A 26,680-nucleotide genomic window follows, 5' to 3' on the forward strand; every position below is an offset into this window, starting at 1 on the left:
AGGTTCATGGGCGCCGGGAAACCCTCTCATTCTTTCCGGGGCGGACGGTTTCCCCATGGTTGAGGATACGGAACGCTGCTTCCGGGATGCCAGCCCGTTCCCGCGCTTCGACGAGCTTCTTCGGGGGCTCGTCGAGGGGTTCATCGGTCAGCCCCTCAAAGGTGCCCCAGTGGATGGCGATGGCCCGGCGGGCGCCGATGTCCTGCATGGCCTGTACGGATTCCTCCGGGTTCACGTGGTTGCTCTTCATGAACCAGCGCGGCTCGTAGGCGCCGATGGGCAGGGCGGCCAGGTCATACCCGTTCGTGCGCTCGCCGATGTCCTTCAGATCCTTCGAATACGCGAAATCCCCGCCGAACAGGAAATCGAAATCCGGGTGTTCCACCGCCCAGGCGCCCCAGAGCATTTCGTTTTCATCCCAGGGCGTGCGCGAGCTCCAGTGCTGCACGGGCAGGAAGCGGATGGTCGCACCCCGGAACTCCCGGGTCTGCCACCAGTCCATGGGGGTGAGGTGGGTATCGTCGCCATCGGTGACGTTTTCCCGGAACCACTGGTCCATGCCCAGGGGGAGGAAGAAGCGGGGCGGCCCGCCGTCCTGCTGGTAGAGCGCCGTGACGGAGGCCAGATCCAGGTGGTCGTAGTGGGCGTGGGAGATGACGACCGCATCGATGTGGGGCAGTTCCTCAAGGGCTACGCCTGGCGGCTGGTGCCGGGGCGGGCCGGCGAAGGATACCGGTGAGGCCCGCTCCGAGAACTGCGGGTCGGTGAGGATGTTGAGTCCGCCCACCTGGAGCAGGACAGTGGCGTGGCCGATCCAGGTGACGGCCACCTCGTCCTCATTGTTCTGTATGAATTCGAGCTCCGGCTCGACCCCTTCGATAGGTTCGACCGGTGGCTTGGGCAGGTCGTTCCACCAGCGGTTCCACTGCCAGCGCAGGAAATCGCCACCGCCGGGTTTGTCCGTAGCGTAGTTGTTGGTGAAGCCGGATTCGGTGTGGTGGAGTTTGTCCGGGTCGTAATAGGGGTTCACGTTGCTGCATCCCATGCTCAGGGCCATCAAGCCAACCAGTGCCAGAGCGAATTGTCGCAGCATGCCGTCGTAGCCCCTTGGGTTCAATGGCTGCCCGGTATGATGGCACACCCGTAACGCCGGCAATAGCGCCGTTCCGCCCAGCGGTTGTAGGCCGCTTCCGCCAGTGTGCGGATGCCGGGGATGAGCAGCAGCCGGAACAGGAAGCCGAAAGGCGTATGGCACCAGGTCTGGACCGTGGCTCGCAGCCCCGTCCGGTAGATACCGTCGTCGTCGAGCAGGTGCAGACGCTGGAGCAGATGTTCCGGGGGGATGCCGGGCCAGACAGCCGCATCCTGAAGGCCGTGCACATCAATAAGTCTCAGGTCATCATCGCCGATGCGCCGCAGCAGACGGATTTCCTTCATGCAGAGCGGGCACTGGCCATCATAGAAGAGTGTGTCCATGCAATATTCCCATGCAGACAGTGGAATTGCCGTGTTATACGGTCAGAAGATCCGGGCGGACCAGCAGGGGTCCACAATAGGGTTTCATGCGTAATCAGGACAGATTCGCTAAAGCGTAGAAGGGCTGGCAGGGATTTATGCAGAGCATCGAAACAGTCTGGGACAGGATACTGGAGGCCAGAGCCAGGGGGCGGATTCTGCCCGAGCCCGCGGCTGACACTGAGCCATCGGCGGAGGAGCAGCTGCTGCGCGTGTTCCGGCCCCTCTGCCCGGGAGACAGGGGCTGGGTGATCGGGCAACTGGGGCAGAGCCTGGATGGCCGCATTGCCACGGCTTCGGGCGCCTCCCGTTACATTAACGGGGATGATGGGCTGACCCATCTGCACCGGCTGCGGGCGGTTGCCGATGCCGTGGTGGTGGGCGCGGGAACCGCGCTTGAGGACAACCCCCGTCTCACGGTCCGGCGTGTGGCCGGAACTCAGCCCGTGCGCGTGGTTGTGGACCGCAGGGACCGTCTGCCCGTAGACCACCATCTACTTGCCGATGGCGATGCGCCCACACTCCACCTGGTGGCCGGCGATGCCATTCCGGAGAGTGACCGGCCCTGTCCGGAAACCGGTGCCACTCGCGTTCCCTGTCTGGATCCGGAGCGCGGGACCATTGATCCGGATCGCGTGCTGGCGGTGCTGGCGCGTTTCGGCCTCAAGCGCGTCTTTGTGGAGGGCGGAGGGCGCACGGTTTCAGCGTTCCTGACAGCCGACCGGCTTGACCGTCTGCATGTGATGGTCGCTCCCATGATCATTGGTAGTGGCTACCCGGCCTTCACGCTTCCGGAGGTGGACCGGTTAAAGGATGCCATCTGGCCTCAGGCCCAGGTGGTGAATCTCGGCAGTGACGTGCTGTTTGACCTTGATCTCAGGCGCTCCGGGGCCTCCGACCGGGCCCAGGAATAAGGCCCGGCAGGCTGCCCACAAGGATGACCACCCCATAGGCAATGCTGAGCGCCACTCCCTCGCTGGCGGGAAAACCCGCCAAGGGCCAGAGCGCCGCCGCAACCCCTTCCCGAACGCCCCAGCCGGCGATGCTGACCGGCAGCACCATGCTCAGCAGCAGGCAGGCGTGCAGAGCAAGCTTCTCCAGTGTCAGCACGTGACTGGCGATGCCGGCATCCAGAAGTGCAAGGGTGGCGAAGTAGGTGACGACCACTGCTGTGGACAGACCAAGCTGGATAACAGGCGCGGGCCACGTGATCAGGGCGGCGCGGACATCTCTACGGAGCAGGGCGCTGTAATTCCGTATTCCCGGCAGGTACCGGCCGGCAAGCAGCACCACCACAAGGATCAGGGCAACACCCCAGAGCCATTGCCCGCCAAGCTGCGGGCCGGGGAAGGCGAATGGAGGTGCCACGGCCACGAGCGCTGCAATAGTAAGCAGGAGGGCCATCTGGCCGGAGAGGCGCTCAATCACCACGCTGTGGGCAGCGGCGCTGGCGCGGGCCTCCGGATGCCGTGAGCGCCAGGCGCGCTCCACATCGCCCATCACCCCGCCCGGCATGAGCTGGTTGACCAGTGTTGCCCGGTAATAGGCGATGACGCTCTCCCCAGTGTCCAGGGGCAGACCCAGACGCTGGGCGGTATAGCGCCAGCGCAGGGCGGAAAGCACCACCTGGGGGACTGAGAGGGCAAGGGCGGCAATCAGGCTCCAGACCGGCAAGCGCTGCAGCACGGTGACCACGTCCCGGGGATCAATGGTCACCGCAACCAGCCCCAGAAGTGCAAGGCTTACCAGCAGCCGACCGTAACGTCTCATGATCGCCGCTCTAACGAGGGAGGCAGTGCCAGCAGGTCCAGATGATCCACCCGTATCCGCAGCTGCCCATCCCGAGCCTGGGTATGGCGCAGGGCCTGCCACTGGTCGATGCTGCACCGCTCCCCGGGCGCCTGTTCACGGGCGGCCTCACACCATCCGGCCATCAGGGCCTGCTGGAGATCGGGATGATGGTGGTCCAGCTTCCAGGGGCTGGCCCCGGTTAGAACCTCAAAGCCGTGCGCGCTCAGGGCTGCGGACAGGATCCCTGTGGCGTCAGGGCCGGCGGCGCTGCCGGTGCCCTTGTCCCGGTGCTGGTGGTCATTGACAGTATCGCGAAGCCATTGATCCCGCGAATCAACAGGTTGCAGATCAAAGTTGCCGCAGTAGCTGAGGACCATCAGCAGCGGAGCCCGGCGTTGGGAGGCGGTCAGCGCCAGGGCTTCAAGCCAGTCCCGGCTCATCAGGTCGAGCAGGGCCGAGGCGGTGATCAGATCCACCTTCTCCGGGATGATTTCATCCAGGTTGGCGGCTGTAACCGCTTCCTGAAGCCAGCGGCTGGTCGTGTCATCAGTCGCTTCGGGCTGGGTGTTGGTGGGAATCAGCGGGGCGTCCGGTTCCACCATCAGCCATTGCTGGGGACCGGGGAGCCGGGGAGCCAGATAGCGCTGGTTGGAGCCTGTTCCGGCGCCGAGATCGCAGATTGTGAGGGGCGCTTCCAGGGTTTTGAGGTAATCCCGGAGTCTGGCGGTTAACTGATCGCTGCGCGCTGCATGGTCGGCCGGCTCACGCAGCTGAAGCCAGTCCGCTTCGAAGACAGCGCTGCCATGTTCCTCCCGGTTCACCCCCAGGGCGCCCTCAAACTCCCGTGCTGCCTTGGACCAGGCCCGGAGGTTGCGGGCTGAATCACAGGCCGCACGGGCCTGACTGTACAGCTGATCCGGGGTTTCAAGCCAGCTGCGGATATGATCTTCGAGAAGACGGTGGTCACCGGCGGGGTGAAGCCGGATGCCGGGGCGATCCGCGGTCTCAGCAAGGGCACCGCCATCAGAACTCAGCACTGGCAGGCCGGCAGCAAGGGCTTCGTCGATCACCATCCCATAACCCTCATAGCGGGCGGGCAGGATAAAGCCGTGGGCGCGTCGCCAGAGGGGTGCCAGGGCTTCTTCATCCAGTTCCCCGGTGAGTGTGACCTGATCCGTGAGATCGTAGTCCGACAGCCTGTCACGGAGACGGGCGGTGAAGTCCGGGTCCCTTGTGGTGCTTCCCGCCAGGGTCAGGTGCCAGTTGGCGCCGGCGATTGGCGCAAGGGCCTCGGCAAGAATGTCCTGGCCCTTGCGGGGTGCCAGGTGGGCGACACAGAGCAGCTCGAGTGGGGTGTTCTGATCCCGGCACTCTTGGGGCTCCGGCAACTGCGCCAGGGCAACGCCGGGTGGAATGACCGTTACGTCCCGCTCCCGGACACCGTACGCGGCCAGTTCACGGGCCGTACTCTGGCTCGTGGTGACGATGGCCTCCATTCTGGCGAGCGCGCGTCGTTCGGTCTGGAACAGGTGCGCCCGGGTTTCCTCGGGCAGCCCCGTCTCGAGAGCCAGGGGATGATGCACGAGCGCAATCAGTCGGAGCCGTTGTGCATGAGGCGCAACCGCCTCCGGGAGGCCACCGAGTGCCAGTCCGTCAATAACCACGCTGGCCTTTTCAGGCAGGCCCCGAAGGTACTGGTCCATGGCGTGCCGGGCCTCGTCGTTGGCAACCGGGAACAGGCCGGGCAGGCCCTCGATTCGGACGGAGCAGCCGCGGGCCTCCAGTGCACCGGCCATTTCCCGCACATAGCCGTAGCCGCCGGTGCGCTGTTCGGGATCCCCCGGGACAATGAAGGTGAGTCGGTGCTCAGAGTTCGTCACGGAAACTGGCCCAGGCGATATGGGATTCGCTGAGGGTGACCTCCAGCGCCCGTATGCCGTGGGCGGATTCGCCCAGGCGGCCCGTCTTGATGGCTTCGGCAAGCCGCTGGAAGACGATTCCTGCCATGAATTCCGTGGTGGTGTTGCGGCCCTTGAGGTCCGGGTGGTCGTCCAGATTGCGCATGTTGAACTCGCCCAGGATCTCCCCGAGTACCTGTGTTGCCAGGCCAATGTCCACGACCAGGTCGTTGTCATCGAGCTGGGGCCGCTCAAAGGTGGCATCCACCACGTAGGTTGCCCCGTGCAGGGCCTGGGCGGGGCCGAAGGCCTCGCCGGTAAAGCTGTGGGCGATCATCATGTGCTGTCGGACGGTCAGTCGGTACATGGCATCCTCGGGATCAGTGGTTTTCCGGGTAGCGCACCCGGTGGCACAGGGCGGAGCTGTCAGCGCGGCAGAGCGCCGCCATGGTCTCGGGCAGCGCCTCGAAGTCGCTTTCGCCGTCTATGAGTACGTCCAGTTCCGGATTTGCGAGCAGCGACAGCGCCAGTTCCAGTCGGCCCCGGTGGGTCCAGGCGGGGCGTCTTTCGGGACTGACACGGCCAACCTGGCTGGCCCTGAGCGTCAGGCGGCGGGAATGGAAGGCGCCGCCCAGCGGGACGCTGACCGGTTGATCGCCATACCAGCTCATCTCGATGATCCGGCCCTCGGTGCCCGCAAGGGCGAGGGCGTGTTCGAGACCTTTCGGGTTGCCGCTGGCGTGGAACACGAGGTCATGGTCGTCACTCTGCAGATCCGGGTCGAAGTGTACGCCCAGTTGTTCAAGGACGCGTCGTCGGGAGGGTTCCATGTCCACGGCTGTCACCCGTGTTCCCGGTAGGCGCTGGCAGAGCCAGGCCATGAGGGCGCCGACCACGCCACAGCCAACGATGGCAATGCGTTCGCCAATGGCCGCGCTAGCGTCCCAGAGGCCGTTGATGGCGGTTTCCATGTTGGCGGCCAGGATGGCGCGCTCCGCTGGTACGCCGTCAGGTACCGGCACAGCCGCGGAGGCCGGTAGCCGGAATCGTGTCTGGTGAGGGAACAGGCTGAAAACGATACGGCCCTCCAGTTCCGCGGGCCCCTGAACCACACGGCCCACATTGCTGTAGCCGTGGCGCACCGGCCACGGAAAATCACCCGCCTGGAAGGGCGCACGCATGCGTTCATGTTCCGAGCGGGGAATCCGGCCGTTGAAGACCAGGGACTCAGTGCCACGGCTGATGCCGGTGTAAAGGGTCGCCACCTCGACCGTTGCCTCGCTGTCCGGGGCGTCCAAGTCCGGGTTGGTGGGCTGGATCTCCCCCTGGGCTGGGCCAGTGATCCAGAATGCGCGTACTCTTGGGGTGGGTTCGTTGATCATGCTTGGCGCCTTGGGGTTTTTAGGGTCCGGGCTATTATTGACCGTGCTGTGGGGTTCCGACAAAGGGGATAAGATGTCCGGTTGGAAAGGGTCGGATAACATCGGTGCCATTCGGGAGCTGCTTCTGACGGCGGTACCCTTCGCCGTCCTTACGGGCGGGCTCTGGTACTGGATTCGTATGCCGCTGGGATTGCTGGTCGTGCCGATCTCCGGGTACGTGCTGCTTGCGTGGCTGCTCCTGACACGGGTGGAAGGGCAGTGGGGGCTCGGCCCGGCCAACAGGGTGACCTTCTACCGGGCACTGGGCGTGGTCGTTCTCGTGAGCGTTCTGACGGAGCCCCAGGTTCCAGCCCGGATCCAGTGGGCCTGGGTGGTGCTGGCGCTCGCGATTCTTATCCTGGACGGTCTGGATGGCCATCTGGCGCGCCGCTTCGGCGTGAGTTCGGCGTTCGGGGCAAGGTTTGATATGGAGGTGGATGCGGCGTTGATTCTGACGCTCTGCCTGGGAGTCTGGATACTCGGCATCACAGGCCCCTGGGTGCTGCTGCTGGGCCTGATGCGCTATCTCTTCGTCGCCGTTGGCCGGGTCCTGCCCTGGATCAATCACCCCTTGCCCGAAAGCGTCCGGCGTAAGACCATCTGTGTATGGCAGATTGCCAGCCTTGTGATCGTCCTGGTGCCGGTCACGCCGTCCTGGCTTGCGGTCTGGATACTGGCGCCGGCACTGGTACTGCTGGCGTACTCATTCATCGTGGATCTGGCCTGGCTCTACCGGGCGGGAGGAAAGCATGAAACGCACAGGCACGGCACTGAAACGTAACGCACTCGCAGCGGTCATTCTCGCCGGTGGGCTGATAACCGGCAGCAATGCGGTTGCGGAGCCGGAAAAGTACACCATCGATGATGAGCACTTCACCATGACCTTCAAGGTCATGCACATCGGTTATGCCCGGGTGATCGGGATGTTCCGGGAAGTGGAGGGGCAGTTCGTCTATGATCCGGAGAAACGGACCGTGAGCGAGGGCGAGGTCGTTTTCCAGGCGGACAGTATCTTCACCAATCACGAAGAGCGGGACGAGCATCTGCGGGGCGAGGACTTTCTCAATGTTTCCGAATATCCGGAGATCCGCTTTGAAGTCACAGGGTTTGAGGCAACCGGTGAGTCCACGGGAAAACTGACCGGGGATCTGTCGATGCTGGGCGAGACCAATCCGGTGACGCTGGATGTGGTGCTGAACAAGGCGGCAGAGTACCCCATTGGACACGGCGACTACACCATGGGGCTGTCAGCGCATGCGGTGATTGAGCGCAGCGACTGGGGGATGACCTATGGAATCGCGGATGACCTGGTGGGGGATGAGGTCCGCCTGCAGTTCGAGTTCGAGGCCAACCGCGACGATGGCGGCTGGTTCTGAGGGCCGCATTCGCGGCCCCCGGATCCTGTCAGGCAACCCTCACCAGGCGTCCGCCATCCGAGGCCGATGGCTGGCCAGCCTGTTGGCCAGCGAAACGGCTGAACACGTGGTAGGCCTCAGGGGCATGGGTATCCAGGGCGGTGCCCACGTAGCCGAAATCATCCCCGATGGGCTGCCCCGAGGCAATGACGCGGAACTCGACCCTGGACTCGGGCGTCCCCGCTTTCAGGGGAACCTCCACCCAGAGGTGAACCCGATTCTCGGCCGGGATGTACTCGGTGCGCACAACCCGGAAGCCATCGGTCAGTGTCAGGGAAGTATCGCTGCCTGAGGCGTCGAGGCGGTACTTGAGGATGGTTTTCATGGCCGGTCTCCTCTGTTGGTGACAGCCTCAGTATCCGTGCCTTATTGAATCGAATAAATAAGGTTTTCTGAGTTTTTGTAACGAAAAAATCTGATGATCAGCTGCCCGAGCAGATGGCCTGTATCCCCGGGTGACGCATCCCTTCCACGCCATAGAGGGCATAGATCTGGTCGCGCACGGTCTCGATGCTCGCAATCTCCTCCACCTGATACTGGCGGCACACTTCCTCCCGGATCAGTGTCGGCGCGGCGAATACCCCGAGTCCCGCACGGCCGAATACCTTGATCAGGGCACTGTCATCAATTTCCGCGGCTTCCCGCACACGGATGCCCTGGTCGCGGAACCACTGCATGAGCTGCTGGTAGTAGGGCGCATCCAGGGCGCTGGCAAGAAACGGAAAACCGTCAAGGCTGGCAGGGAATCCGGGCGCCAGACGCTGCGCCAGTGACGGTTCCGCAAAAAGGCTGATGGCGGACTGGCTCAGGGGATTCAGGTACCAGCGGAAATCCTCGTCCCCTGCCGGTGGCCTGTCGGTGATCACCACATCCAGATCATGGCGGGCCAGGGCACTGGTGAGGTCCTCAGGGGTACCGGTGCGGCATCTGAGGGTGACAGGCGTGGTGGTTTCCAGCGCCGGTGCGATCACCCGGTAGGCAAACAGCTTGTGGATGGACGCCACGATCCCGACCCGAAGCTTACGTGCCGGTGCCGCATCCGCCTCGTCCAGCCATGCCTCCAGTTCCTCCGCTGTGCGGAACATCGGGTCGGCATACTGGAAGACCGTACGCCCGGCATCCGTCATGAGCAGGCGCCGGCCCCGGCGCTCAAACAGGCGCGTTCCGAGGTCCGCCTCAAAGGTGCTGATCTGACTGCTCAGTGTCTGTGGCGCAAGATCCAGCGCTTCGGCTGCACGTGCGATCGAGCCCTCCCGGGCCACCACCCAGAAATGGTGCAGATGCCGGTAGTTCAGCCGTCGGCTCACGTCCGATCCTCCTTCAGGTTGGCAGGACACCGGGCCCCTTATACAGTTAGACGGTCCCCGAGTGAAAGGTCTCCTTTTGGTCCCGATCATCCATCACCCCTGCTACAGCTTCCCGTTTCCGGGGTCACACCGCTTTCCCATGAGCAAGTTCGGTCTTCTCATGGAGCATCTCAGTGACACCGGGATCGCCTCTGCAGCGAATCGCTTCCGGCCCGGGCGGTGCCGCGATGACTGGCTGCACGCGGTGCACTGCCCAGATTACATCGAGCGCTTCCGCAACAATGGGCTGACTCACCGGGAGCTCAAGCGGGTGAACCTGCCCTGGAGCGAAGGGCTGGTCCGTCGCACACTGACGTCACCTGCGGGCACGGTCCTGGCAGCGCAGCTGGCCCTGCATTGCGGTGTCGCCTGCCATCAGGCGGGAGGGACCCATCACGCGCAGTACGATTTTGCGGCCGGGTTCTGCGTTATCAACGATCTGGCTGTGACCTCTCATGTGCTGCTTGAAAGGAATCGCCTTCAGCGCATCCTGATTTTCGACTGCGATGTGCATCAAGGCGACGGCACGGCCCGCCTGCTGGCGAATGAGCCCCGTGCCATTACCTGTTCCATTCACTGTGGCAGGAACTTTCCCTTCACCAAGGCACTGAGCGACGTGGATGTGGCCCTGCCGGATGGACTTGAGGACGATGATTATCTGAACGAAGTCTCGGATTGCCTGCACGCGCAGCTGGATCGCTGGCAGCCGGAACTGGTGCTGTACGCGGCTGGCGTCGATGTCTATGCCGGGGATCCGCTGGGGCGCCTGGGAGTAAGTCTTGAGGGTCTCCGCCAGCGCGAGGCGCTGGTGCTGGAAACCCTGAAGCAGCGCGGTGTTCCCGTGGCCACTGTGATCGCGGGTGGCTATGACGATGACCGGGAAGCGCTGGCCCGGCGTCACGCCATGGTCACGGAAGAGGCCTTCCGGCTCTACGCTTCCTGAGGCTCCAGGAGCCAGGCTTTCAGGTTCACCAGGATACGGTCGGCAATCCGGTGTGCCTGATCCGCGTAAGGACCCTCGAAGTGTTCACTCAGGGTTGCGTGGAAATGGGCGCCCCAGCGCTCGAAATGCTCCGGCGCCAGCGGCTGCTTCGCGTGAACCGCCTCATGCCTGGCCACCATGTTCCGTGTGTAGACCCCGCGTTCCCCCAGCAGCATCTTGCGCCAGTAGGCTTCGATGGTCGGCAGGTGGTGATCCAGGTCGATGCCGGCGGTTTCCAGGAAAACGGGCGCCATCACGGGATCTTCCAGGAGGCGCCCGTAGAACGCATGAACAAGCTGGTGGATGGCTTCCGGGGTGTCGAGATCCATGTAGTCCAGGATGGTGATTAAGTGCTCTCAGATCATCCACGTAAGCCGGTCTCCCTGCAATGGGGAAAAGGCTATGCCGGCAAGAGCCTTCCTGTATCACACCCGAAACTATTATAGGTTCCTGACACGGGCGGGCCGTGGCCTCGCTCAGTGGCCTGACTGGGCCTCTGGCTGCATTCCTGGCGGCCATGGCAGCCGGGTGGTGGATTGCGCGCCGCATGGGTGAGCGCCGGGGCTGAGCTAGATCTCGTGCAGTTCCTTCCGGTTCATGCGGTGCAGGGTCATCAGCCCCAGTACCGGCCCCGGCAGAAGCCACCACAGCACCTGCAGCGACTGGCTTGCCCAGAGGCTGGTGGTAAGCGCGATCGCCGGTATCGTAACCGCGAACCCAATGGCGTTCATGATCGCCAGCGCGGCCCCCACGTTCTCCCTGGGCGCGGTTGCCGACGCCAGCGCTGAGAACTGTGGTGAATCAGCAATCACCGTGATACCCCAGATGGCCAGCAGCGCCAGCAACAGCAGCGGTGGCGCGGCGCCAAGAAGCGGGTAGAGGAGGCAGAGTGCACCGGAAACCGCCAGGGCGCCTCTTGCCACGTTGAAACTTTCCAGCCACCGGCTCATGCGGCCGCCCTGGACACACCCCGGCAACCCGAGCCCGATGATCAGGAAGGCCACCCAGGGTGTGAGGGCCGGGTCCGAGCCGAGGCGTTCGAGTTCCCTGCTGACCAGGAACGGCGTCAGTGTCCAGAAGGCGTAGAGCTCCCAGCAGTGCCCGAAGTACCCGAAAGCCGACGCCCGGAAGTTGCGCTGGACGAAGGCTTTTATACCCGCGCCGGGACGGATGCCGGGAGACGCAGCTGGCAGATGGGGACCATCCCCCAGGATGTGAATGAGCACGGCGGCGACCACCGCCAGCGCGGAAGCCAGAAGCAGGGGCCATTGCCAGGGAAGTTCAAAGGTTGCGCCCCGGAGCAGATGGGGAAGGGCGGTACCCAGTGTCAGCATGCCCACGAGCCAACCCAGGGCGGCACCGGCATAGCGCGGCGTCCAGCTGACCACCAGTTTCATGCCCATGGGATAGATGCCGGCAAGGCACAGGCCCGTGAGGAACCGAGCCGTGGTTGCGAGGTAGAGGTCCGCGGCAATGAGGATGAAGGCGGCGTTGATGAGCGCCCCCAGGAGCCCGGCAATGGCAAAGAGCCGGCTGGCCCGGATGCGGTCCGCGAGGCCACTGATGGCGATGATCAGGGTGCCCGTCACAAAGCCGGCCTGAACGGCCATGGTAAGGATCCCGAGCTCACTTTCACTGAGGCCCACGGCCTCTGCCAGTGCGGGGGCAACACTGTTGACGCTGAACCACAGGGAGGTACCGAAAAGCTGGGCGATGACGATGACGGCGAGTGGGGTGCGGGTGAGCAGGGAGTGGAGCATGAGTGTCAGGGCCTTTGACGGGTAGCGGACTGCATGCTCCAAAGGGTAGCTGGTGTTGGGGGAGAGTTCATTGTGATGGCGTGGAGAGTGCTGGCCGAGGGAGGGATTATGAGGCCCAGCGGGCCTCACCCCCTTCGGGGGCCCCTTCGCTTTGCGAAGGCGTTCCTCAGCCTGCCAGGAGGCAGGCTTCGGTCGAACCGTTAGGGTTCTCGTCCGCCCGCTTAGCCATTACCAGAACCCACCTTGGGTGGGCTCTGGTAATGGCGGAGAGGGAGGGATTCGAACCCTCGGACCGCTTGCACGGTCGCCGGTTTTCGAGACCGGTGCATTCGTCCACTCTGCCACCTCTCCGCAGCGGACAGCGCGCATTCTAACGGCTCCGCCGGCCGCCGAAAAGTCGCACCCGGTCCTTTGTAGGAGCGGCCCCCGGCCGCGATCCTGCCAGGGCGCCGTGGCGTAAAAGGGCGCCATTTGGTGGAGGCCGATCCCGGAAGATGTTAGAAATAGGCCCTTTCCAAACTGGACTGAGGAGTGTCTGAACCATGTCAAAGCAGATCCCGATCGTTGATCCCGAAGGGCTTCTGGAGTATTCCGTCGTGTTCAACGACCGTTCCCTGAATCACATGAGTAAGGAATTTCAGGGGGTTATGACTGACATTTCAGGTACTCTCAAAAGCGTCTACAACGCCAGTGCGACCATCGTCGTACCCGGCGGCGGCAGCTATGGTATGGAGGCGGTGGCGCGCCAGTTCGCCAATGACGCCCGCTGCCTGATCGTGCGCAACGGCTGGTTCAGCTATCGCTGGAGCCAGATCCTGGATGCCGGGCGCATTGCCTCGGACACCACCGTGCACAAGGCCCACCAGGTGGAGCCGGGCAGCCAGGTTCCGTTCCGGCCTGCGCCCCCGGAAGAGGTGGTTGCCTCCATCCGGGAGCAGAAACCCCAGGTGGTGTTCGCGCCGCACGTCGAGACGGCGGCGGGCATGCGGCTGCCGGATGAGTACCTGACACAGATCGCGGGCGCGGCCCATGAGGTCGGTGCGATCTTTGTACTGGACTGTGTGGCATCCGGCGCTCTCTGGGTCGACATGAAGGCGATCGGGGTGGACGTGCTTATCAGTGCGCCCCAGAAAGGCTGGAGTGCCTCGCCCTGTGCGGCCCTGGTCATGCTCAGCGACAGGGGCCTGGAGCGTCTGGAGGCGACCACCAGCAGCAGCTTTGCCTGCGACCTGAAGAAATGGCACCAGATCATGCAGGCGTATGAAGGAGGTGGTCACGCCTATCACGCCACCATGCCCACGGACGCGCTCAAGGACTTCCGGGACGCCATGAACGAGACCGTCAACGATGGCCTGGACATCACGCGTGAGCGTCAGGAGGAGCTGGGGCGCCGTGTCCGTGCGCTGTTCGCTGAGCGTGGCTTTGTGAGCGTTGCCGCTGTGGGCTTCGAGGCGCCGGGTGTTGTCGTTCTCTATACGGAACGTGATGACCTGCACAAGGGCAGCGGGTTCATTCAGCAGGGCCTGCAGACGGCAGCCGGTGTGCCTCTGGCCTGTGACGAGCCCGAGGACTACAAGACCTTCCGGATCGGCCTGTTCGGGCTGGACAAGCTGCGCAACATTGACCGGACGGTCGACTGGCTCGGCGAGGCGCTGGACGGACTCGGTGTCTGACGCACGGGCATGATCGACGCCTTACTGCCGGCAGCCCTGGATCCGCTGACCGCGGGCCTGCTGCTGGCTGCCTCCCTGGTCACCTCCATGATCACGGCGGCCCTGGGTGCTGGCGGTGGTGTGCTGCTGCTGGCCCTGATGGCGCTGTGGCTGCCACCGGTGGCGATCATACCGGTACACGGACTGGTTCAGCTGGGCTCCAATACCGGGCGTTTCGCCATGACCTGGCGCCGGGCGGACTGGGGGGCTCTGGCGGCTTTCGCTCCCGGGGTCATCCTCGGTATGGGGGCCGGTGCGCTGGTGCTGGTGCGCCTGCCGGAACAGGTCTGGCAGATCACCATCGCCGGGTTCATCCTCTTCCTGTGCTGGGGGCCGTCACTGCCCGCTGCTGCCCTGGGGCGCATGGGTATACTGCTGGCGTCGGCAGTGACCAGCTTCATTACGCTGTTCGTGGGTGCGACAGGACCGCTGGTGGCCGCGTTCATCAAGCAGCTCCATGAGGATCGCTTCCGCACCATCGCAACCTTCTCCGGCGCCATGACAATGCAGCACCTGCCCAAGGCGCTGGTGTTCGGGGCGGCCGGATTCCACTTTCCCGAGTGGCTGCCCTGGGTGGGTGCCATGATCGCCTGCGGCCTGGTGGGTACCCGGCTGGGCCTGCACCTGGTCCACCGCATGGGCGATCATGCCTTCCAGCGACTGTTCAGTATCATACTGACGCTACTGGCACTGCGCCTGCTGTGGCAGGCGCTGGCCTGATCACTCCCAGATCTGCTTTTCCACCCGGCTTTCAAGTTCCGGGTAGTCACTGAGCCGGAAGCGCGGGACCTGACCCTGTTTGCGCTGGGCCAGATAATCCCGGGTCAGCTTCACCACGGTGCCGGATAGGAAGACGATGGCAATGAGGTTGACGGTGGCCATCATACCCATGGACGCGTCCGCGGTATTGAAGACGGTAATGACCGCCTGGTAGCCGCCCCAGATCACCATGGCGAGGGCACCGACACGCAGCGCGTAGATCCATGCCCGGGTGCGGGCGCCCAGGTAGACCAGGGCGTTTTCGGCGTAGGAGTAGTTGGCCACGATGGAGGTGAACGCGAAGAACATGATGGCAACAGCGATGAACTCGCCGCCAAGATCGCCCAGGTGGGCCTCCATGGCAAGCTGGGTAAGCTCTGCGCCGGTGACATCCGTGCCGCCTTCCATGACGCCGGAAAGCAGGATCATCACGGCGGTGGCGGTGCAGATCACGATGGTGTCAACGAACACGGCGAACGCCTGGATCAGTCCCTGGGATGAGGGGTGATGGGGCACGGGCGTGGCGGTGGCGGCGATATTGGGCGCCGAGCCCATGCCAGCCTCATTGGAGAACAGACCGCGCTTGATGCCGTTGAGCATGGCGGCGGTGATGGAGCCAGCGGCGCCACCGGCGGCTTCCCCGAAGCCGAAGGCGTTCTGGACGATGGTGGCGAGGATGCCGGGAACCTCGGTGATATTGAGCACCATGATCCCGATGGCGACCAGCACATAGAGCCCCGCCATGACGGGAACGATCAACTCCGCGAAGCGGGCAATGGACCGCAACCCGCCAAAGATCACCAGACCGGCGACAACGGCGACGATGATGCCGACAATCCCCTGGTTTACTCCGAAGGCGCCCTCAACAGCGGTTGCAATGGCGTTGGATTGCACCGCGTTGAAGACCAGCCCGAAGGACAGGATCAGGCAGAGCGCGAAGATCACACCGGCCCAAGGGGCATTCAGGCCCCGGGCCATATAGAACGCCGGGCCACCGCGATACTGGCCCTGATCGTCGCGCACCTTGTAGAGCTGGGCAAGGGTGCTCTCGGCATACCCTGTGGCCATGCCGACCAGTGCCACCATCCACATCCAGAAGATGGCGCCGGCACCGCCCAGATAGAGTGCGACAGCGACACCGGCCAGGTTACCAGTACCCACGCGCGAGGCAAGACTGGTACAGACGGCCTGGAAGGGCGAGATGCCCGACTTGTCGCTCTGGCGGGAGCCGCGGATGGCGCGGACCATCTCGCCGAAATTGACGAACTGCAGGAAGCCGAGGCGGACGGTGAAGAATACGCCCACGCCCAGCAGTCCGTAGACAAGAATGTAGTTCCAGAAGATGGTATTCAGAAAGCCGACGGCGGATTCCAGCAAAACAGGGCCTCTTGCAGGTGGCTGGTCAGGTGGTATTTTGAAGGTTTACTGCGAAACCATACCAGCTGAGCAGCCTTCTTATGAATGACAAGAACAAGGAAACGGTCAGTCCGACCCTGGACCGCCAGCGTGAAATCTACCTCAACGGACTCAGCGGTGATCGCCCAACGGTCCCCGTGGATTACGATGAACTCGAGGTGCGCGCCGAGCGCGCGCTCGCACCGGAGGCATTCGCCTACATCGCGGGTGGGGCCGGGCATGAGCACACCATGGACAGCAACCGGGAGGCATTCCGCCAGCGGCGCATCCTGCCGCGCATGCTCAATGATGTCTCCGAGCGGGATACCAGCGTGACCCTGTTCGGCCGCCGTCTGCCCAGTCCCTTCCTCCTGAGCCCCATCGGTGTGATGGAAATGGTTGATGCGAAGGGTGATGAGCTGGTGGGCCGGGCCGCCGCCTCGGAAGGTGTGCCCATGATCTTCTCCAACCAGGCTTCCCAGCCCATGGAGCGCGTTGCCAACGCCATGGGCGATGGGCCGCGCTGGTTCCAGCTCTACTGGAGCAAGTCCGATGATCTGGTGAAAAGCCTTGTGACCCGGGCCGAGGAAGCGGGCTGTGAAGCCATCGTGGTGACACTGGATACCACCATGCTGGGCTGGCGCACCCGGGATCTGGATCTGGCCTACCTGCCGTTCCTGCGCGGCAGGGGGATTGCTCAGTACACCAGTGACCCGGTGTTCCTGAAGCGCCTCGAGCAGGCGGTTCAGGAAGGCGGCGACGACGCACCCAAACCCAGGGTGACCATGGAAACGCTGAAAGTTCTCAGGGAAGTGGCCCAGTCCTGGCCCGGCAGTACCCTGGAGGGACTCCGATCGGGCAAAGCGAGGGCAGCGGTCCAGGAGTTCATCACTACCTATTCACGACCGTCCCTGACCTGGGATGATCTCGCGATGCTGCGCGAACACACCCGTCTGCCCATCCTGCTCAAGGGCATCCTGCATCCGGAGGACGCCCGTATGGCGGTGGATTACGGCATGGATGGCGTCATCGTCTCCAATCACGGCGGGCGTCAGGTGGACGGGGCTGTCTCAAGCTTCGAGATGCTGCCGCGCGTGGTGGAGGCGGTGCAGGGCCGCGTGCCCGTCATCCTGGACAGCGGCATCCGTGGCGGGGCGGACGTATTCAAGGCACTGGCGCTGGGCGCTACGGCCGTGGGGCTGGGCCGCCCCTGGGTCTATGGGCTGGCACTCAACGGCGAAGAGGGTGTGCGTGAGGTACTGCGCAACCTGAAAACGGATTTTGAGCTGACCATGGGGCTTGCGGGCTGTTCCTCCACCGCCGACATATCGCCGGAGCGGTTGGTCTGACCCGCCTGGTCTCCCGTACAGTCTTGATGGCCCACGGTACTGTGGGCTGTGTGGAGCCAACGGGAGGGTCTATGAAGCCGGACAGAGTATTGCGGTGGCTGCCGGGGGCGACGGCACTGGTATTGCTGGCCCTGTTCAGCACCGTGACCTCGGGCGAGGCGCCCCGGGTTGCGGTGGCCGAGCTGGCGTCCGCACCTGTTATGGAAACCACCCGTGTTAATGGCTCAGTCGTGGCCCGGCGACATTCGTCACTGTCCACAACGGTCAGCGGGCGGGTTGAGTCCGTGGCTGTCGAGGCGGGGGCCCGGGTAACAGAAGGGCAGCCGCTGGTGCGGCTCGATGACGAGCTGGAGAAACTCACGCTCACCAGTGCCGAGGCCCGCGTCAGTGAAGCCCGGACCAGCCTTGAGGACGCCCGGCGCCGGCTGCGTGAAGCCGAATCCGTGGGTGCCGGCAGCAACATTGCCGCCACCGAGGTCAGCTCCCGGAAAAGCGCCGTTACACAGACGGAAGCCCGGCTGGCCCGACTCGAGGCGGAACGTGACCGCCAGAGGGTTGAGGTCGAGCGCCACCGTGTCGAGGCGCCCTTTGCCGGACTGGTGAGCGAGCGCAACAGTGATCCCGGGGAATGGGTGGATCCAGGGGACACCCTGCTGACGCTGGTGGACACGGACCACCTCTACCTGGACTTCCAGGTACCCCAGGCTTTTTTCGGGCGCGAGGGCGAGTCCCGGCTCACGCTGATCGGCCCGCGGGCTGTTGCGGGGCGGGATCTGCCCATCAGCGCCGTTATCGGTGTGGTGGAGCCGGGCCTTCGGACCTACCGCCTGCGCTCAGCGCCGGAGGATGTTTCCGGCCTGTCGCCCGGGATGAGCGTTACGGCGCGACTGGCACTGGATACGGGCCGGGAAGGGGTGGCGGTGCCCCGGGACGCGATCAACCGGTACCCGGATGGACGGGTGACGGTCTGGGTTCTGGGAGACCGTGATGACAGCGGTTACAGCGTGGATGAACACCCCATCACCGTTGCCGGTGACCCGGAAGGCCCGACCGTTGTGGTGGTTGATGGTGTCTCCCCCGGCGACCGGGTTGTGACGCGGGGCAATGAATCCCTGAGCGGCGATATGAGGGTCCGCCTCCGCGGCGAGGGGGCCGACTGATGTTCGAGGGTGTTATACGCCAGGGGACCCTGGTAACCGTCACGGCGCTGATTGTCGCCATCCTTGGTGCCGCCGCCGCACTGCGTATTCCGGTCCAGATGATCCCGGACCTGGAGGTGCGCACGGTCACCGTTGAGACCAGCTGGCCCGGGGCCACGCCCCAGGATATCGAGAAGGACATCCTGATCGAACAGGAGCGTTTCCTTCGCAACGTCCCCAACCTGAGCCGCATGACTTCCAGCGCGTCCAGCGGTTCCGCCGAGATCGAGCTTGAGTTTCCCTTCGGCACCGACATCACTGAAACCCTGATCGACGTCAACAATGCCCTGAGCCAGGTGCCTGACTACCCCCGCAATGTGGACGAGCCACGCATCGTGGCCGCCTCATTCTCCTCCAATGCTTTCATGTATTTCCGGGTCGCCACGCTGCCGGACAATCCGCGGAACCTGGATATCGTAATGATGCGGGATTTCGTGGAAGACCATGTGCGGCCGCGTATGGAGAGCGTTGAAGGGGTCTCCGAGGTGACCGTCGGTGGCGGCGCGGACCGGCAGATGCAGGTGCGCGTGGATGCTGATGCCCTGAGCCGCTATGGGTTGGGGCTTACGGACGTACGCGATGCCATACGCGAACGCAACCAGGATGTTTCCGGTGGCGAAGTGGACGCCGGCAAGCGCCGGTACCTGCTCCGGACCGTGGGGCGCTTCGACTCCCGTGAAGGGCTAGCGGACCTGATACTGGCGCGAGAGGGGGATTCCGTCATCCGGCTTTCGGATGTGGCCAGTATCCGCCAGGACCATTCACGCATACGCCAGGAATCCCTGGTGGATGGCAAGCAGGTCATCGGCCTCCAGGTCCGGCGTGAGAGCGGCTCCAATGTCATCAACATCAAGAACCGCATGCTGGATGAGGTCGAGGCGATCAATGATGAGGTGCTGGAACCGGAAGGCCTGCGCCTGGCGCTCAACTCCCATGATGCCCGCTACGTCGAGGCCTCGATCGCCAACGTCTGGACCAACCTGGGCATCGGCGCCGTCTTCGCAACCCTGATCATGTTTGCCTTCCTGCGCTCGCCCAAGGCCACCTTCGTGGGCGTGGTGGGCATTCCCCTGTGCGCCATCGCCGCCTTCCTCGGGCTCCTGATGACCGGCCGCACCCTGAACGTCATCTCCCTGGCCGGTGTGGCCTTCGCCATTGGCATGACCATCGACAACAGCATCGTGGTGCTGGAGAACATCGAACGCTACCGGCGGCTGGGGCTGGACCGCTTCGAGTCCGCGCTGCGGGGTGTGCGCGAGGTATGGCCGGCCGTTCTGGCCTCGACACTGACCACGGTCCTGGTCTTCCTGCCCATCCTGTTCGTGGAGGAGGAGGCCGGTCAGCTCTATTCGGATGTGGCCATCGCCATCAGCAGTGCCATTGTGGCCTCGATGCTGGTGGCCATCACGCTCATTCCGATGCTCAGTGCGCGGCTGTCGTTCCGGGGGGATGTTGAGTCCGAGGAGACGGAGGCGCCGACACCGCGATGGATGCGCCTTGTCCTGGGTATGGTGCGGTGGATCACAGCGTCGGTGCCGCGAGCGGTGGGCGTGATTGCGGGGACCGTGGCAGCCGGCGCCTTCATCATACTGGTGCTGACGCCCCCCGCTGAATACCTGCCGGAAGGCGAGGAGGCCAAGACCTTTGCGTCCATGTCCGCACCGCCGGGGTACAATCTCAATACCATGAGCGGGATCGCGGAAGAGGTGGAGGCGCACTTCCTGCCCCATGTGGGAGCGGACCGTGAGGCCTATGCCGCCGGTGATACGCGTGTGCCGCCCATGGAATACCTCAACATGAACGTCTCGCCCGGTGGCATCCGGATCATTGCGGAAACCATCAACCCGGATGACATCGATGCGCTCATGGACGAGATCACGCGTTTCTACGAGACGTTCCCTGGAATGCGCGCCTTTGCGGCCAAGGGGTCCATTATATCCAGTAACGATGGCGGCACCCGCAGTATCAACCTGGATATTTCGGGGCCGGACCTGCAGACGGTCTACCGGACCGCCAACCGGATCTACGACCGGGCACAGGCCATTTTTGACAATCCGCGCATCGATAGTCAGCCGTCGTCGCTGACTCTGGCGCAGCCGCTTGTCGAGGTCCGTCCCGATTACGACCGCGCCGCGGAAGTGGGCCTTTCCACAGGGGCTATCGGATTTACGGTGGCAGCGGCGACCGAGGGCGCCTATGTGGACGACTATTTTCTGGATGACGACAAGATCGACCTGTATCTCTATGGCGGTGATCCCGAGCGGCCCAGGCTGGAAGGGCTACGCCAGATCAGCGTGAACACGCCCCGGGGCGGGACACTGCCGCTGTCGGCCCTGGCCACGGTGGAGGAACGGGTCGATACCAGCACCGTGCGCCGTGTGGATGGCCAGCGCACCGTCACCCTGAACATCATCCCGCCGGATGACGTGCCACTTGAGCGCGGTGTTGAGCGGGTACGGGAGGAGCTGCTCGGGCAGCTGCGTGACAGTGGCGAGTGGCCGGCGGAGGTCGGCGTGTCGCTGTCCGGTGCCAGCACCCAGATGGAGGCCACGCGGGAGGCGCTGAGCGGCAACTTCATGGTGTCGCTGGCCATCGTGTACCTGTTGCTGGTGGCCATTTTCACCCATTGGGGTTATCCGCTCCTGATCATGACAACAGTGCCACTGGGCATCGCCAGCGGTATCGTTGGGCTGGTTCTGATGAACCTGGTGGGACAGGGGGTACTGCCGCTTCTGGGCGCGGAACCCCTGCAGCAGCCTTTTGACATGATCAGCATGCTGGGCTTCCTGATCCTGCTCGGGACTGTGGTGAACAACCCCATCCTGGTGGTCGACCAGGCCCGCCGGAATGTCCAGCATGACCCCGGTGACGTGGCCGGTGCCGTGGTGCTGGCCGTGCAGCAACGGCTCAGGCCCATTGCAATGACCACGCTGACGACGGCGTTTGGACTGGCACCGCTGGTGTTCCTGCCAGGGGAGGGCACGGAACTCTATCGCGGCGTGGGTGCCATTGTGCTTTTCGGTCTGCTGGGCGCCACGCTGGTGACGGTCACCTTCCTGCCGGCCCTGACAATGCTGGTAATGCGCCATTTCCGGCGGCAGTGACCAACAATCCGGGCCGGTGCTGTTGCCGTCTCCCCATTTAGGTTTCACAATTCAGTTCTACGGATCCTTTGGGGAGAAACGGATGATGCTCAGGCCTCTGAACACTTTCTGCGCGGCGCTTGTGCTGCTATTGGCAGCTTTTCCGGCAATGGCGCAACCTCTCTCCGATGAGCGGATTGAGGGCTTTCTTGCGAGCCTTGAGGATCTGGAGAGCCTGGGCGAGCGGATCGAAAATACTGATCTGTTCGGGGACATGGGCCGGGAAATACAGGAACAGGCCACCCGGAAGGGCGAATTCCGGCCCATGCGCATGATGGTCGATAGAATGCGTGACCATGAAATGCACAATGAGTTCGCTGCAGTGGTTTCCGATCACGGGTTCCAGCATCCCGAGGACTGGGCGGATACAGGTGACCGCATCATGCGGGCCATGGCGGCAATGGAGCTGAAAAAGCACAACAGGGACGATATGCGGAAGGAAATGAGCGCCATGATGAAGCAGATGGAGGACAACCCCAATATCTCGGAGCAGCAACGCAAACGTATGCGCCAGCAGATGGAACAGGCCATGGCCGGAATGAAGGCCATGGCCGATGCGCCCCAGGCTGACATCGAGGCGGTTCGCCCCTATAGAGACCGGATCCGTCAGGCGATGGACAACTGAATCCAGACAGCAGGAGGTATCGCGTGATCCGGATTCTGGTTGTGGATGACCATGAACTCGTGCGCACCGGCATCACACGAATGCTGGCGGATGACAGCGAGATTGAGATTGCCGGTGAAGCGGATTCGGGGGAAGCAGCAGTGGACCACGTCCGGCGCGACCCTCCGGATGTCGTACTCATGGACCTGCGTATGCCCGGTATCGGCGGGCTAGAAGCCATGCGCCAGATTCACCGCATCAATGACGACGTGCGGGTCATCGCCGTCACCGCCTGCGCTGATGATCCCTATCCCACGCGCGTCATGCAGGGCGGGGCACACGCCTACATCACCAAGGGCGCGGATTTCGAGGAAATGCTGCAGGCGGTGCGGCGGGCGTCGCTCGGGCAGCGCTACATCAGCCCCGAGATCGCCCAGAAGATGGCGCTGGGCAAGGTCAACGGGGCCTCCGAGGAATTTACCGCCTTTGACGAACTCTCGGAGCGTGAGCTGCAGATCGCCACCATGATCGTTCAGGGTCAGAAGGTGCAGGTCATATCGGACAAACTCTGTGTGAGCCCCAAGACCGTGAATACCCACCGTTATCGCATCTTCGAGAAGCTGGGCATCGACAGCGATGTGGAGCTGACCCTGAAGGCGGTGAAATACGGCCTGCTGGATGCCGATGAAGTCTGAAACCGCTGAAGTCTTCGATTCCGCTGCCTTTCTCAAGCAGGTAACCGAAAAGCCCGGCGTCTACCAGATGTACGACGCCAATGGCGACATTCTCTACGTGGGCAAGGCCTCCAACCTGCGCAAGCGGCTTGCCAGCTATTTCCGCAAGCAGGGGCAGGCGATCAAGACCCAGTCGCTGGTCAGCCGTATCGCCGACATCCAGGTTACGGTCACCGCCAGTGAAACCGAGGCGCTGCTGTTGGAGCAGAACCTCATCAAGTCCCAGCGGCCCCCGTACAACATCCTGCTGCGGGACGACAAATCCTATCCCTACATCTATCTGTCCAACCACAGTGACTACCCGTCGCTGACCTTCCGGCGGGGCAAGAGCAAGCGGGATAAAGGCACCTTTTTCGGGCCCTTTCCGTCCGGTGGGGCGGTCCGGGAGAGCCTGAACATCCTGCAGAAGGTGTTCCGCATCCGGAACTGCAGCGAGAGCTACTTCCGCAACCGCACGCGACCCTGCCTGCAGTACCAGATCAACCGCTGCACGGCGCCCTGTGTGGGCATGATCTCCCCGGAGGAATACCAGCAGGATGTACGCCGCGCACGGCTGTTCCTGCAGGGCAAGAATCCGGAGATCATCCAGGAACTGATGGACGCCATGGAGCAGGCTTCCACCAGTCTCGATTTTGAGCGCGCGGCCCAGTTCCGGGATCAGATCAACTATCTGCGCCATGTGCAGGAACAGCAGGCCATCGAGGGCGGCAGCGCCGAACTCGACGTGATCGGGCTCAGCCAGGAGGCGGGCGTGGTCTGTGTGGTGGTGCTGTCCGTGCGCGGCGGACGGATCGTGGGCACCCAGCATTTCTTCCCAAGGCTTTCCATGGACCAGGAGGAGAGCGAGCTCATCACCGCCTTCATCGGCCAGTTCTATCTGGGCGAGGACAACCCGCGGGAAATTCCCCGGGAGATCATCGTGGCGGACGAGATCCCGGACCGGGAAGTACTGGACCAGGCGCTGTCCAACCAGGCTGGCCGGGATACGCGAGTGCGTCACCGCGTTCGCGATGAACGCCGGCGCTGGCTCCAGATGGCCCGCACCAACGCCGAGGAAACCCTGCGCAGTCATCTTTCCAATAAGGAGACCGTCTACCGCAGGCTGCTCGCGCTGCGGGAGCTGCTGGAAATGGACGAGATTCCGGCCCGCATGGAATGCTTCGACATCAGCCACAGCCAGGGCGAGAACACGGTCGCATCCTGTGTGGTTTTTGACGAGAATGGACCTCTGAAGAGTGACTACCGGCTCTATAATATTGAAGGCGAGACTGCGGGGGACGACTATGCGGCCATGGGGCAGGTCCTGCGCCGCCGCTACCGCCGCATCAAGGCGGGAGACGGAAAACGGCCGGACCTGGTGTTCATCGACGGTGGCCTCGGCCAGCTCAATGTCGCACGCACCGTCTTCGATGAGCTGGGAATTGACGACATTACCCTGATCGGTGTGGCCAAGGGCGAGGCACGCCGCGCCGGCATGGAAGAGCTGATCGAGGCGCTGACTGAAAACCGCTTCCGGGTGCCACCGGACTCCCCGGCGCTGCACCTGATCCAGCACATCCGGGACGAGGCCCACCGCTTCGCGATTACGGGCCACCGGCAGCGCCGTGACAAGAAACGCAGCAGTTCGACGCTGGAGGGGATCCCGGGAGTGGGGCCGCGCCGGCGAAGGGACCTGATAAACTACTTCGGTGGCCTTCAGGAACTGCGCAAGGCCAGCGTTGGTGAGATTGCCAAGGTGCGGGGGATCAGTGATGCCCTTGCCGAATCCATTCACTCAGCACTGCATAACGAGTAGCGAATGAACCTACCCAACATCCTCACCTTTTCACGGATCGCGATGATCCCGCTGTTCCTGCTGGTGTTCTTCATGCCGTTCCAGTGGGCCTACATGGCCAGCGCGGTCATTTTCGCGGTGGCTGCCGTCACTGACTGGCTGGATGGTTTCCTGGCCCGGCGTTGGGACCAGTCAACGCCGCTGGGCGCCTTTCTGGACCCGGTGGCGGACAAACTCATGGTGGCCGGAGCGCTGGCCGTGCTGATCCATGATTACGGCTCACTGTTCCTGACCATTCCGGCCATAGTGATCATTGGGCGTGAGATCGTGATCTCGGCACTGCGTGAGTGGATGGCGGAGATGGGCAAGCGTGCCAGCGTGGCGGTGTCGCTGATTGGCAAGGTCAAGACGGGCTTCCAGATGGTGGCCATTGTCATGCTGCTGGCTTACCCGCCCGGTGAGCCTGTTGCCATGGCCGGGCTGGTGATGCTGGCGGTAGCGGCCGCGCTCACCCTGTGGTCAATGTGCGTTTACCTGAAAGCCGCCTGGGAAGAGATCAGCGCTACCTGATTACGGCCAGAGTGCTTGGCGTGGTACAGGAGTCCGTCGGCGTGTTGAATAAAGGCCCTGAGGCTCTGGCTCTGGTCGTATTGGGTGACGCCGATGCTTACGGTTACCGGGGTACCACCGGCGTGGATGCAGGTCTCTGTGGTCTGGCGCAGAGTCTCCGCAACCTGCTGAGCGCCCGTAAGATCGGTCGCCGGCAGGATCACAAAGAACTCCTCGCCGCCCCAGCGGCCCAGGGTGTCGGTTGAACGCAGTCGGGCGCCCAGGGTTACACCCACCTGGATCAGCACCTGGTCTCCCACCTCATGCCCGTGCTGGTCATTGACCCATTTGAAATGGTCCAGATCCAGCGCGAGCAGTGACAGCGGCTGACTGCTCCGGTGGACGCGGTTGATTTCCTCCTCAAGAACCTGCTCCGTCCGGCGCCTGTTCGGAAGACCGGTGAGTTGGTCCTCATGGGCCATGCGCTCCAGACGTTGCCGGAGCTGGCGTGTTTCGGTCATATCCTGTGAGAAACCGATAAACCCGGTAAAGCCACCTTCCCCGCTCAGCAGGGGCACCTTATGGGTCTCATAGACGCGCTCAACTCCATCGTCTGTCCTGAAGGTTTCCTCCCCCCGCTGAGGCTCCCGCGTGGCGAGTACCCGCTGGTCGAGTTCCCGGCAGTTGTCCGCTGTCTCACGGGGAAGCAGGTCCTCGTCCCGGGCACCGACAATGGCATCGGGTTCACGGCCGTAAAGAGTGGCCGTCCTGTGGTTCAGATAGATATAGCGTCGTTCGGTATCCTTGAGATAGATGCAGGCCGGGGCATGGTCAAGGACGGTTTCCAGCAGGTCCTGCTTCTCCCGCAGTGCCCGTTCAAGCTGTACTTTCTCGGTTATATCCGTGCAGACGCCGCTCATGCCCCGGATACTGCCGTCAGTTCTGAAAAGTGGGCGCTTCACGGTCCAGAACCAGCGTTCCTCGCCGGTGGCGGCGATGACATTGCGTTCCTGGGTCTCTATGGTCTGGCCCTGGAGCAGGACCTGTTGGTCGTTCTCAAGCAGGTCAGGGGAGTGGTCAAGGGAGAAGAAGGTACTGTCGTCGCGGCCGAGAATGGCCTCTTCCGGGAGGTCGAAAAGATCACACACGCGCTCATTGACATAGGTATAGCGTCCGTGGGCGTCCTTCATGAAAATGAAGGAGCCAATACTATCCACCGTGGCCCGCAGATCATCCAGTTGCCGATGGTTATCCGTAGTTGAGTGCGGTTTTCCGGTTTCCATGCCACCGCTTCCCGTATTGGATAATGTCTGACCGCATAAATTACGTCAGTG

General features: G+C 63.4%; 25 protein-coding genes and 1 tRNA gene. 13 read left to right on the forward strand and 13 right to left on the reverse strand.

What is annotated here, in order from left to right; all coding sequences use genetic code 11:
* Window positions 1–4 precede the first annotated feature (4 nt).
* Together H4I92_RS14895 and H4I92_RS14900 are read right to left on the reverse strand one after the other, a co-directional pair.
* Window positions 5–1,093 (reverse strand): MBL fold metallo-hydrolase, encoded by a 1,089-nt coding sequence (locus tag H4I92_RS14895; RefSeq protein WP_077531323.1) that lies wholly within the window; start codon window positions 1,091–1,093, stop codon window positions 5–7.
* Window positions 1,094–1,113: 20 nt separating this feature from the next.
* The gene (locus H4I92_RS14900; RefSeq protein WP_077531324.1) at window positions 1,114–1,476 is read right to left on the reverse strand and encodes a thiol-disulfide oxidoreductase DCC family protein; all 363 of its coding nucleotides are present in this window, start codon (window positions 1,474–1,476) and stop codon (window positions 1,114–1,116) included.
* A gap of 137 nt (window positions 1,477–1,613) precedes the next feature.
* On the opposite strand from H4I92_RS14900, the gene H4I92_RS14905 reads away from it, so the two are divergent.
* Window positions 1,614–2,429, forward strand: coding sequence for a RibD family protein (locus H4I92_RS14905; RefSeq protein ID WP_077531325.1), 816 nt, complete (start codon window positions 1,614–1,616; stop codon window positions 2,427–2,429).
* On the opposite strand, the gene H4I92_RS14910 is transcribed toward H4I92_RS14905, so the two are convergent.
* From H4I92_RS14910 to H4I92_RS14925, 4 genes are read right to left on the reverse strand one after another with little or no spacing between them, the layout of a single operon-like run.
* Window positions 2,392–3,285, reverse strand: coding sequence for a lysylphosphatidylglycerol synthase transmembrane domain-containing protein (locus H4I92_RS14910; RefSeq protein ID WP_077531326.1), 894 nt, complete (start codon window positions 3,283–3,285; stop codon window positions 2,392–2,394). The two genes, H4I92_RS14905 and H4I92_RS14910, sit on opposite strands and share 38 nt — an antisense overlap.
* Window positions 3,282–5,186 carry a glycosyltransferase family 4 protein gene (locus H4I92_RS14915; RefSeq protein WP_179105729.1) on the reverse strand — a complete coding sequence of 635 codons (1,905 nt, stop codon included), beginning with the start codon at window positions 5,184–5,186 and terminating at the stop codon, window positions 3,282–3,284. The genes H4I92_RS14910 and H4I92_RS14915 overlap by 4 nt, the downstream gene beginning before the upstream one ends.
* Window positions 5,173–5,571: a 6-pyruvoyl trahydropterin synthase family protein gene (locus tag H4I92_RS14920; RefSeq protein WP_077531328.1), complete on the reverse strand. Its 399-nt coding sequence runs from the start codon at window positions 5,569–5,571 to the stop codon at window positions 5,173–5,175. The genes H4I92_RS14915 and H4I92_RS14920 overlap by 14 nt, the downstream gene beginning before the upstream one ends.
* A 13-nt stretch (window positions 5,572–5,584) precedes the next feature.
* Window positions 5,585–6,586: a zinc-dependent alcohol dehydrogenase gene (locus H4I92_RS14925; protein ID WP_077531329.1), complete on the reverse strand. Its 1,002-nt coding sequence runs from the start codon at window positions 6,584–6,586 to the stop codon at window positions 5,585–5,587.
* A gap of 73 nt (window positions 6,587–6,659) precedes the next feature.
* Between H4I92_RS14925 and H4I92_RS14930 the strand changes: the two genes are divergently transcribed.
* Together H4I92_RS14930 and H4I92_RS14935 are read left to right on the forward strand one after the other, a co-directional pair.
* A complete protein-coding gene (locus tag H4I92_RS14930) occupies window positions 6,660–7,406 on the forward strand; it encodes a CDP-alcohol phosphatidyltransferase family protein (protein ID WP_179105730.1) in 747 nt (248 codons plus the stop codon).
* On the forward strand, window positions 7,375–8,001 hold the full coding sequence (locus H4I92_RS14935) for a YceI family protein (RefSeq protein ID WP_077531331.1): 627 nt from the start codon (window positions 7,375–7,377) through the stop codon (window positions 7,999–8,001). The genes H4I92_RS14930 and H4I92_RS14935 overlap by 32 nt, the downstream gene beginning before the upstream one ends.
* 28 nt (window positions 8,002–8,029) lie before the next feature.
* On the opposite strand, the gene H4I92_RS14940 is transcribed toward H4I92_RS14935, so the two are convergent.
* Together H4I92_RS14940 and H4I92_RS14945 are read right to left on the reverse strand one after the other, a co-directional pair.
* Window positions 8,030–8,365, reverse strand: coding sequence for a DUF7352 domain-containing protein (locus tag H4I92_RS14940; RefSeq protein ID WP_077531332.1), 336 nt, complete (start codon window positions 8,363–8,365; stop codon window positions 8,030–8,032).
* A gap of 97 nt (window positions 8,366–8,462) precedes the next feature.
* Window positions 8,463–9,347: a LysR family transcriptional regulator gene (locus tag H4I92_RS14945; RefSeq protein ID WP_218668231.1), complete on the reverse strand. Its 885-nt coding sequence runs from the start codon at window positions 9,345–9,347 to the stop codon at window positions 8,463–8,465.
* 139 nt (window positions 9,348–9,486) lie between these two features.
* On the opposite strand from H4I92_RS14945, the gene H4I92_RS14950 reads away from it, so the two are divergent.
* Entirely contained in the window at window positions 9,487–10,329 is an 843-nt protein-coding gene (locus tag H4I92_RS14950; RefSeq protein ID WP_077531334.1) for a histone deacetylase family protein, read from the forward strand.
* Here the strand turns inward: H4I92_RS14950 and H4I92_RS14955 are convergent.
* The 3 genes from H4I92_RS14955 to H4I92_RS14965 form a co-directional block, all read right to left on the reverse strand.
* A complete protein-coding gene (locus H4I92_RS14955) occupies window positions 10,317–10,697 on the reverse strand; it encodes a group III truncated hemoglobin (RefSeq protein ID WP_077531335.1) in 381 nt (126 codons plus the stop codon). The genes H4I92_RS14950 and H4I92_RS14955 overlap by 13 nt on opposite strands.
* A gap of 240 nt (window positions 10,698–10,937) precedes the next feature.
* Entirely contained in the window at window positions 10,938–12,128 is a 1,191-nt protein-coding gene (locus H4I92_RS14960; protein ID WP_077531795.1) for an MFS transporter, read from the reverse strand.
* A 261-nt stretch (window positions 12,129–12,389) separates the two neighbouring features.
* Window positions 12,390–12,479, reverse strand: a tRNA-Ser gene (locus tag H4I92_RS14965).
* A 191-nt stretch (window positions 12,480–12,670) separates the two neighbouring features.
* On the opposite strand from H4I92_RS14965, the gene H4I92_RS14970 reads away from it, so the two are divergent.
* Window positions 12,671–13,801, forward strand: coding sequence for an aminotransferase class V-fold PLP-dependent enzyme (locus H4I92_RS14970; RefSeq protein WP_077531336.1), 1,131 nt, complete (start codon window positions 12,671–12,673; stop codon window positions 13,799–13,801).
* Window positions 13,802–13,810: 9 nt separating this feature from the next.
* Window positions 13,811–14,560, forward strand: a complete 750-nt coding sequence (locus H4I92_RS14975) for a sulfite exporter TauE/SafE family protein (RefSeq protein ID WP_077531337.1) — start codon at window positions 13,811–13,813, stop codon at window positions 14,558–14,560.
* On the opposite strand, the gene H4I92_RS14980 is transcribed toward H4I92_RS14975, so the two are convergent.
* Window positions 14,561–15,976: an alanine/glycine:cation symporter family protein gene (locus tag H4I92_RS14980; protein WP_245800937.1), complete on the reverse strand. Its 1,416-nt coding sequence runs from the start codon at window positions 15,974–15,976 to the stop codon at window positions 14,561–14,563.
* A gap of 80 nt (window positions 15,977–16,056) precedes the next feature.
* Here H4I92_RS14980 and H4I92_RS14985 point away from each other — a divergent pair, with 80 nt between their 5' ends.
* From H4I92_RS14985 to pgsA, 7 genes are all read left to right on the forward strand, one after another.
* Entirely contained in the window at window positions 16,057–17,343 is a 1,287-nt protein-coding gene (locus tag H4I92_RS14985) for a lactate 2-monooxygenase (protein ID WP_077531338.1), read from the forward strand.
* 71 nt (window positions 17,344–17,414) lie between these two features.
* Entirely contained in the window at window positions 17,415–18,503 is a 1,089-nt protein-coding gene (locus H4I92_RS14990) for an efflux RND transporter periplasmic adaptor subunit (RefSeq protein ID WP_077531339.1), read from the forward strand.
* Window positions 18,503–21,646: an efflux RND transporter permease subunit gene (locus H4I92_RS14995; protein WP_077531340.1), complete on the forward strand. Its 3,144-nt coding sequence runs from the start codon at window positions 18,503–18,505 to the stop codon at window positions 21,644–21,646. Before H4I92_RS14990 ends, H4I92_RS14995 begins: the two co-directional genes overlap by 1 nt.
* Window positions 21,647–21,728: 82 nt before the next feature.
* A complete protein-coding gene (locus H4I92_RS15000) occupies window positions 21,729–22,310 on the forward strand; it encodes a hypothetical protein (RefSeq protein ID WP_077531341.1) in 582 nt (193 codons plus the stop codon).
* 23 nt (window positions 22,311–22,333) lie between these two features.
* A complete protein-coding gene (uvrY, locus tag H4I92_RS15005; RefSeq protein WP_077531342.1) occupies window positions 22,334–22,984 on the forward strand; it encodes a UvrY/SirA/GacA family response regulator transcription factor in 651 nt (216 codons plus the stop codon).
* Window positions 22,974–24,818, forward strand: coding sequence for an excinuclease ABC subunit UvrC (gene uvrC / locus H4I92_RS15010; RefSeq protein ID WP_218668232.1), 1,845 nt, complete (start codon window positions 22,974–22,976; stop codon window positions 24,816–24,818). The genes uvrY and uvrC overlap by 11 nt, the downstream gene beginning before the upstream one ends.
* Window positions 24,819–24,821: 3 nt before the next feature.
* Window positions 24,822–25,367: a CDP-diacylglycerol--glycerol-3-phosphate 3-phosphatidyltransferase gene (gene pgsA / locus H4I92_RS15015; protein WP_077531344.1), complete on the forward strand. Its 546-nt coding sequence runs from the start codon at window positions 24,822–24,824 to the stop codon at window positions 25,365–25,367.
* Here pgsA and H4I92_RS15020 read toward each other — a convergent pair.
* Complete coding sequence (locus H4I92_RS15020; RefSeq protein ID WP_077531345.1) at window positions 25,328–26,629, reverse strand: sensor domain-containing diguanylate cyclase; 1,302 nt, start codon at window positions 26,627–26,629, stop codon at window positions 25,328–25,330. The genes pgsA and H4I92_RS15020 overlap by 40 nt on opposite strands.
* Window positions 26,630–26,680: the final 51 nt, after the last annotated feature.

This window comes from Vreelandella halophila, from assembly GCF_019903425.1.
GTDB classification, from domain to species: Bacteria; Pseudomonadota; Gammaproteobacteria; order Pseudomonadales; family Oleiphilaceae; genus Halospina; species Halospina halophila.

Bases quoted from the DNA above. Each gene is read 5' to 3' on its own strand.
- H4I92_RS14925 (WP_077531329.1), bottom strand. From the start codon at position 6,586: ATGATCAACGAACCCACCCCAAGAGTACGCGCATTCTGGATCACTGGC.
- H4I92_RS14900 (WP_077531324.1), bottom strand. From the start codon at position 1,476: ATGGACACACTCTTCTATGATGGCCAGTGCCCGCTCTGCATGAAGGAA.
- H4I92_RS15000 (WP_077531341.1), top strand. From the start codon at position 21,729: ATGATGCTCAGGCCTCTGAACACTTTCTGCGCGGCGCTTGTGCTGCTA.
- H4I92_RS14955 (WP_077531335.1), bottom strand. From the start codon at position 10,697: ATGGATCTCGACACCCCGGAAGCCATCCACCAGCTTGTTCATGCGTTC.
- H4I92_RS14950 (WP_077531334.1), top strand. From the start codon at position 9,487: ATGAGCAAGTTCGGTCTTCTCATGGAGCATCTCAGTGACACCGGGATC.
- uvrC (WP_218668232.1), top strand. From the start codon at position 22,974: ATGAAGTCTGAAACCGCTGAAGTCTTCGATTCCGCTGCCTTTCTCAAG.
- H4I92_RS14960 (WP_077531795.1), bottom strand. From the start codon at position 12,128: ATGCTCCACTCCCTGCTCACCCGCACCCCACTCGCCGTCATCGTCATC.
- H4I92_RS14970 (WP_077531336.1), top strand. From the start codon at position 12,671: ATGTCAAAGCAGATCCCGATCGTTGATCCCGAAGGGCTTCTGGAGTAT.
- H4I92_RS14930 (WP_179105730.1), top strand. From the start codon at position 6,660: ATGTCCGGTTGGAAAGGGTCGGATAACATCGGTGCCATTCGGGAGCTG.
- H4I92_RS14920 (WP_077531328.1), bottom strand. From the start codon at position 5,571: ATGTACCGACTGACCGTCCGACAGCACATGATGATCGCCCACAGCTTT.
- H4I92_RS14995 (WP_077531340.1), top strand. From the start codon at position 18,503: ATGTTCGAGGGTGTTATACGCCAGGGGACCCTGGTAACCGTCACGGCG.
- H4I92_RS14985 (WP_077531338.1), top strand. From the start codon at position 16,057: ATGAATGACAAGAACAAGGAAACGGTCAGTCCGACCCTGGACCGCCAG.
- H4I92_RS14935 (WP_077531331.1), top strand. From the start codon at position 7,375: ATGAAACGCACAGGCACGGCACTGAAACGTAACGCACTCGCAGCGGTC.
- H4I92_RS14940 (WP_077531332.1), bottom strand. From the start codon at position 8,365: ATGAAAACCATCCTCAAGTACCGCCTCGACGCCTCAGGCAGCGATACT.
- H4I92_RS14895 (WP_077531323.1), bottom strand. From the start codon at position 1,093: ATGCTGCGACAATTCGCTCTGGCACTGGTTGGCTTGATGGCCCTGAGC.
- H4I92_RS15020 (WP_077531345.1), bottom strand. From the start codon at position 26,629: ATGGAAACCGGAAAACCGCACTCAACTACGGATAACCATCGGCAACTG.
- H4I92_RS14990 (WP_077531339.1), top strand. From the start codon at position 17,415: ATGAAGCCGGACAGAGTATTGCGGTGGCTGCCGGGGGCGACGGCACTG.
- H4I92_RS14905 (WP_077531325.1), top strand. From the start codon at position 1,614: ATGCAGAGCATCGAAACAGTCTGGGACAGGATACTGGAGGCCAGAGCC.
- H4I92_RS14910 (WP_077531326.1), bottom strand. From the start codon at position 3,285: ATGAGACGTTACGGTCGGCTGCTGGTAAGCCTTGCACTTCTGGGGCTG.
- H4I92_RS14975 (WP_077531337.1), top strand. From the start codon at position 13,811: ATGATCGACGCCTTACTGCCGGCAGCCCTGGATCCGCTGACCGCGGGC.
- pgsA (WP_077531344.1), top strand. From the start codon at position 24,822: ATGAACCTACCCAACATCCTCACCTTTTCACGGATCGCGATGATCCCG.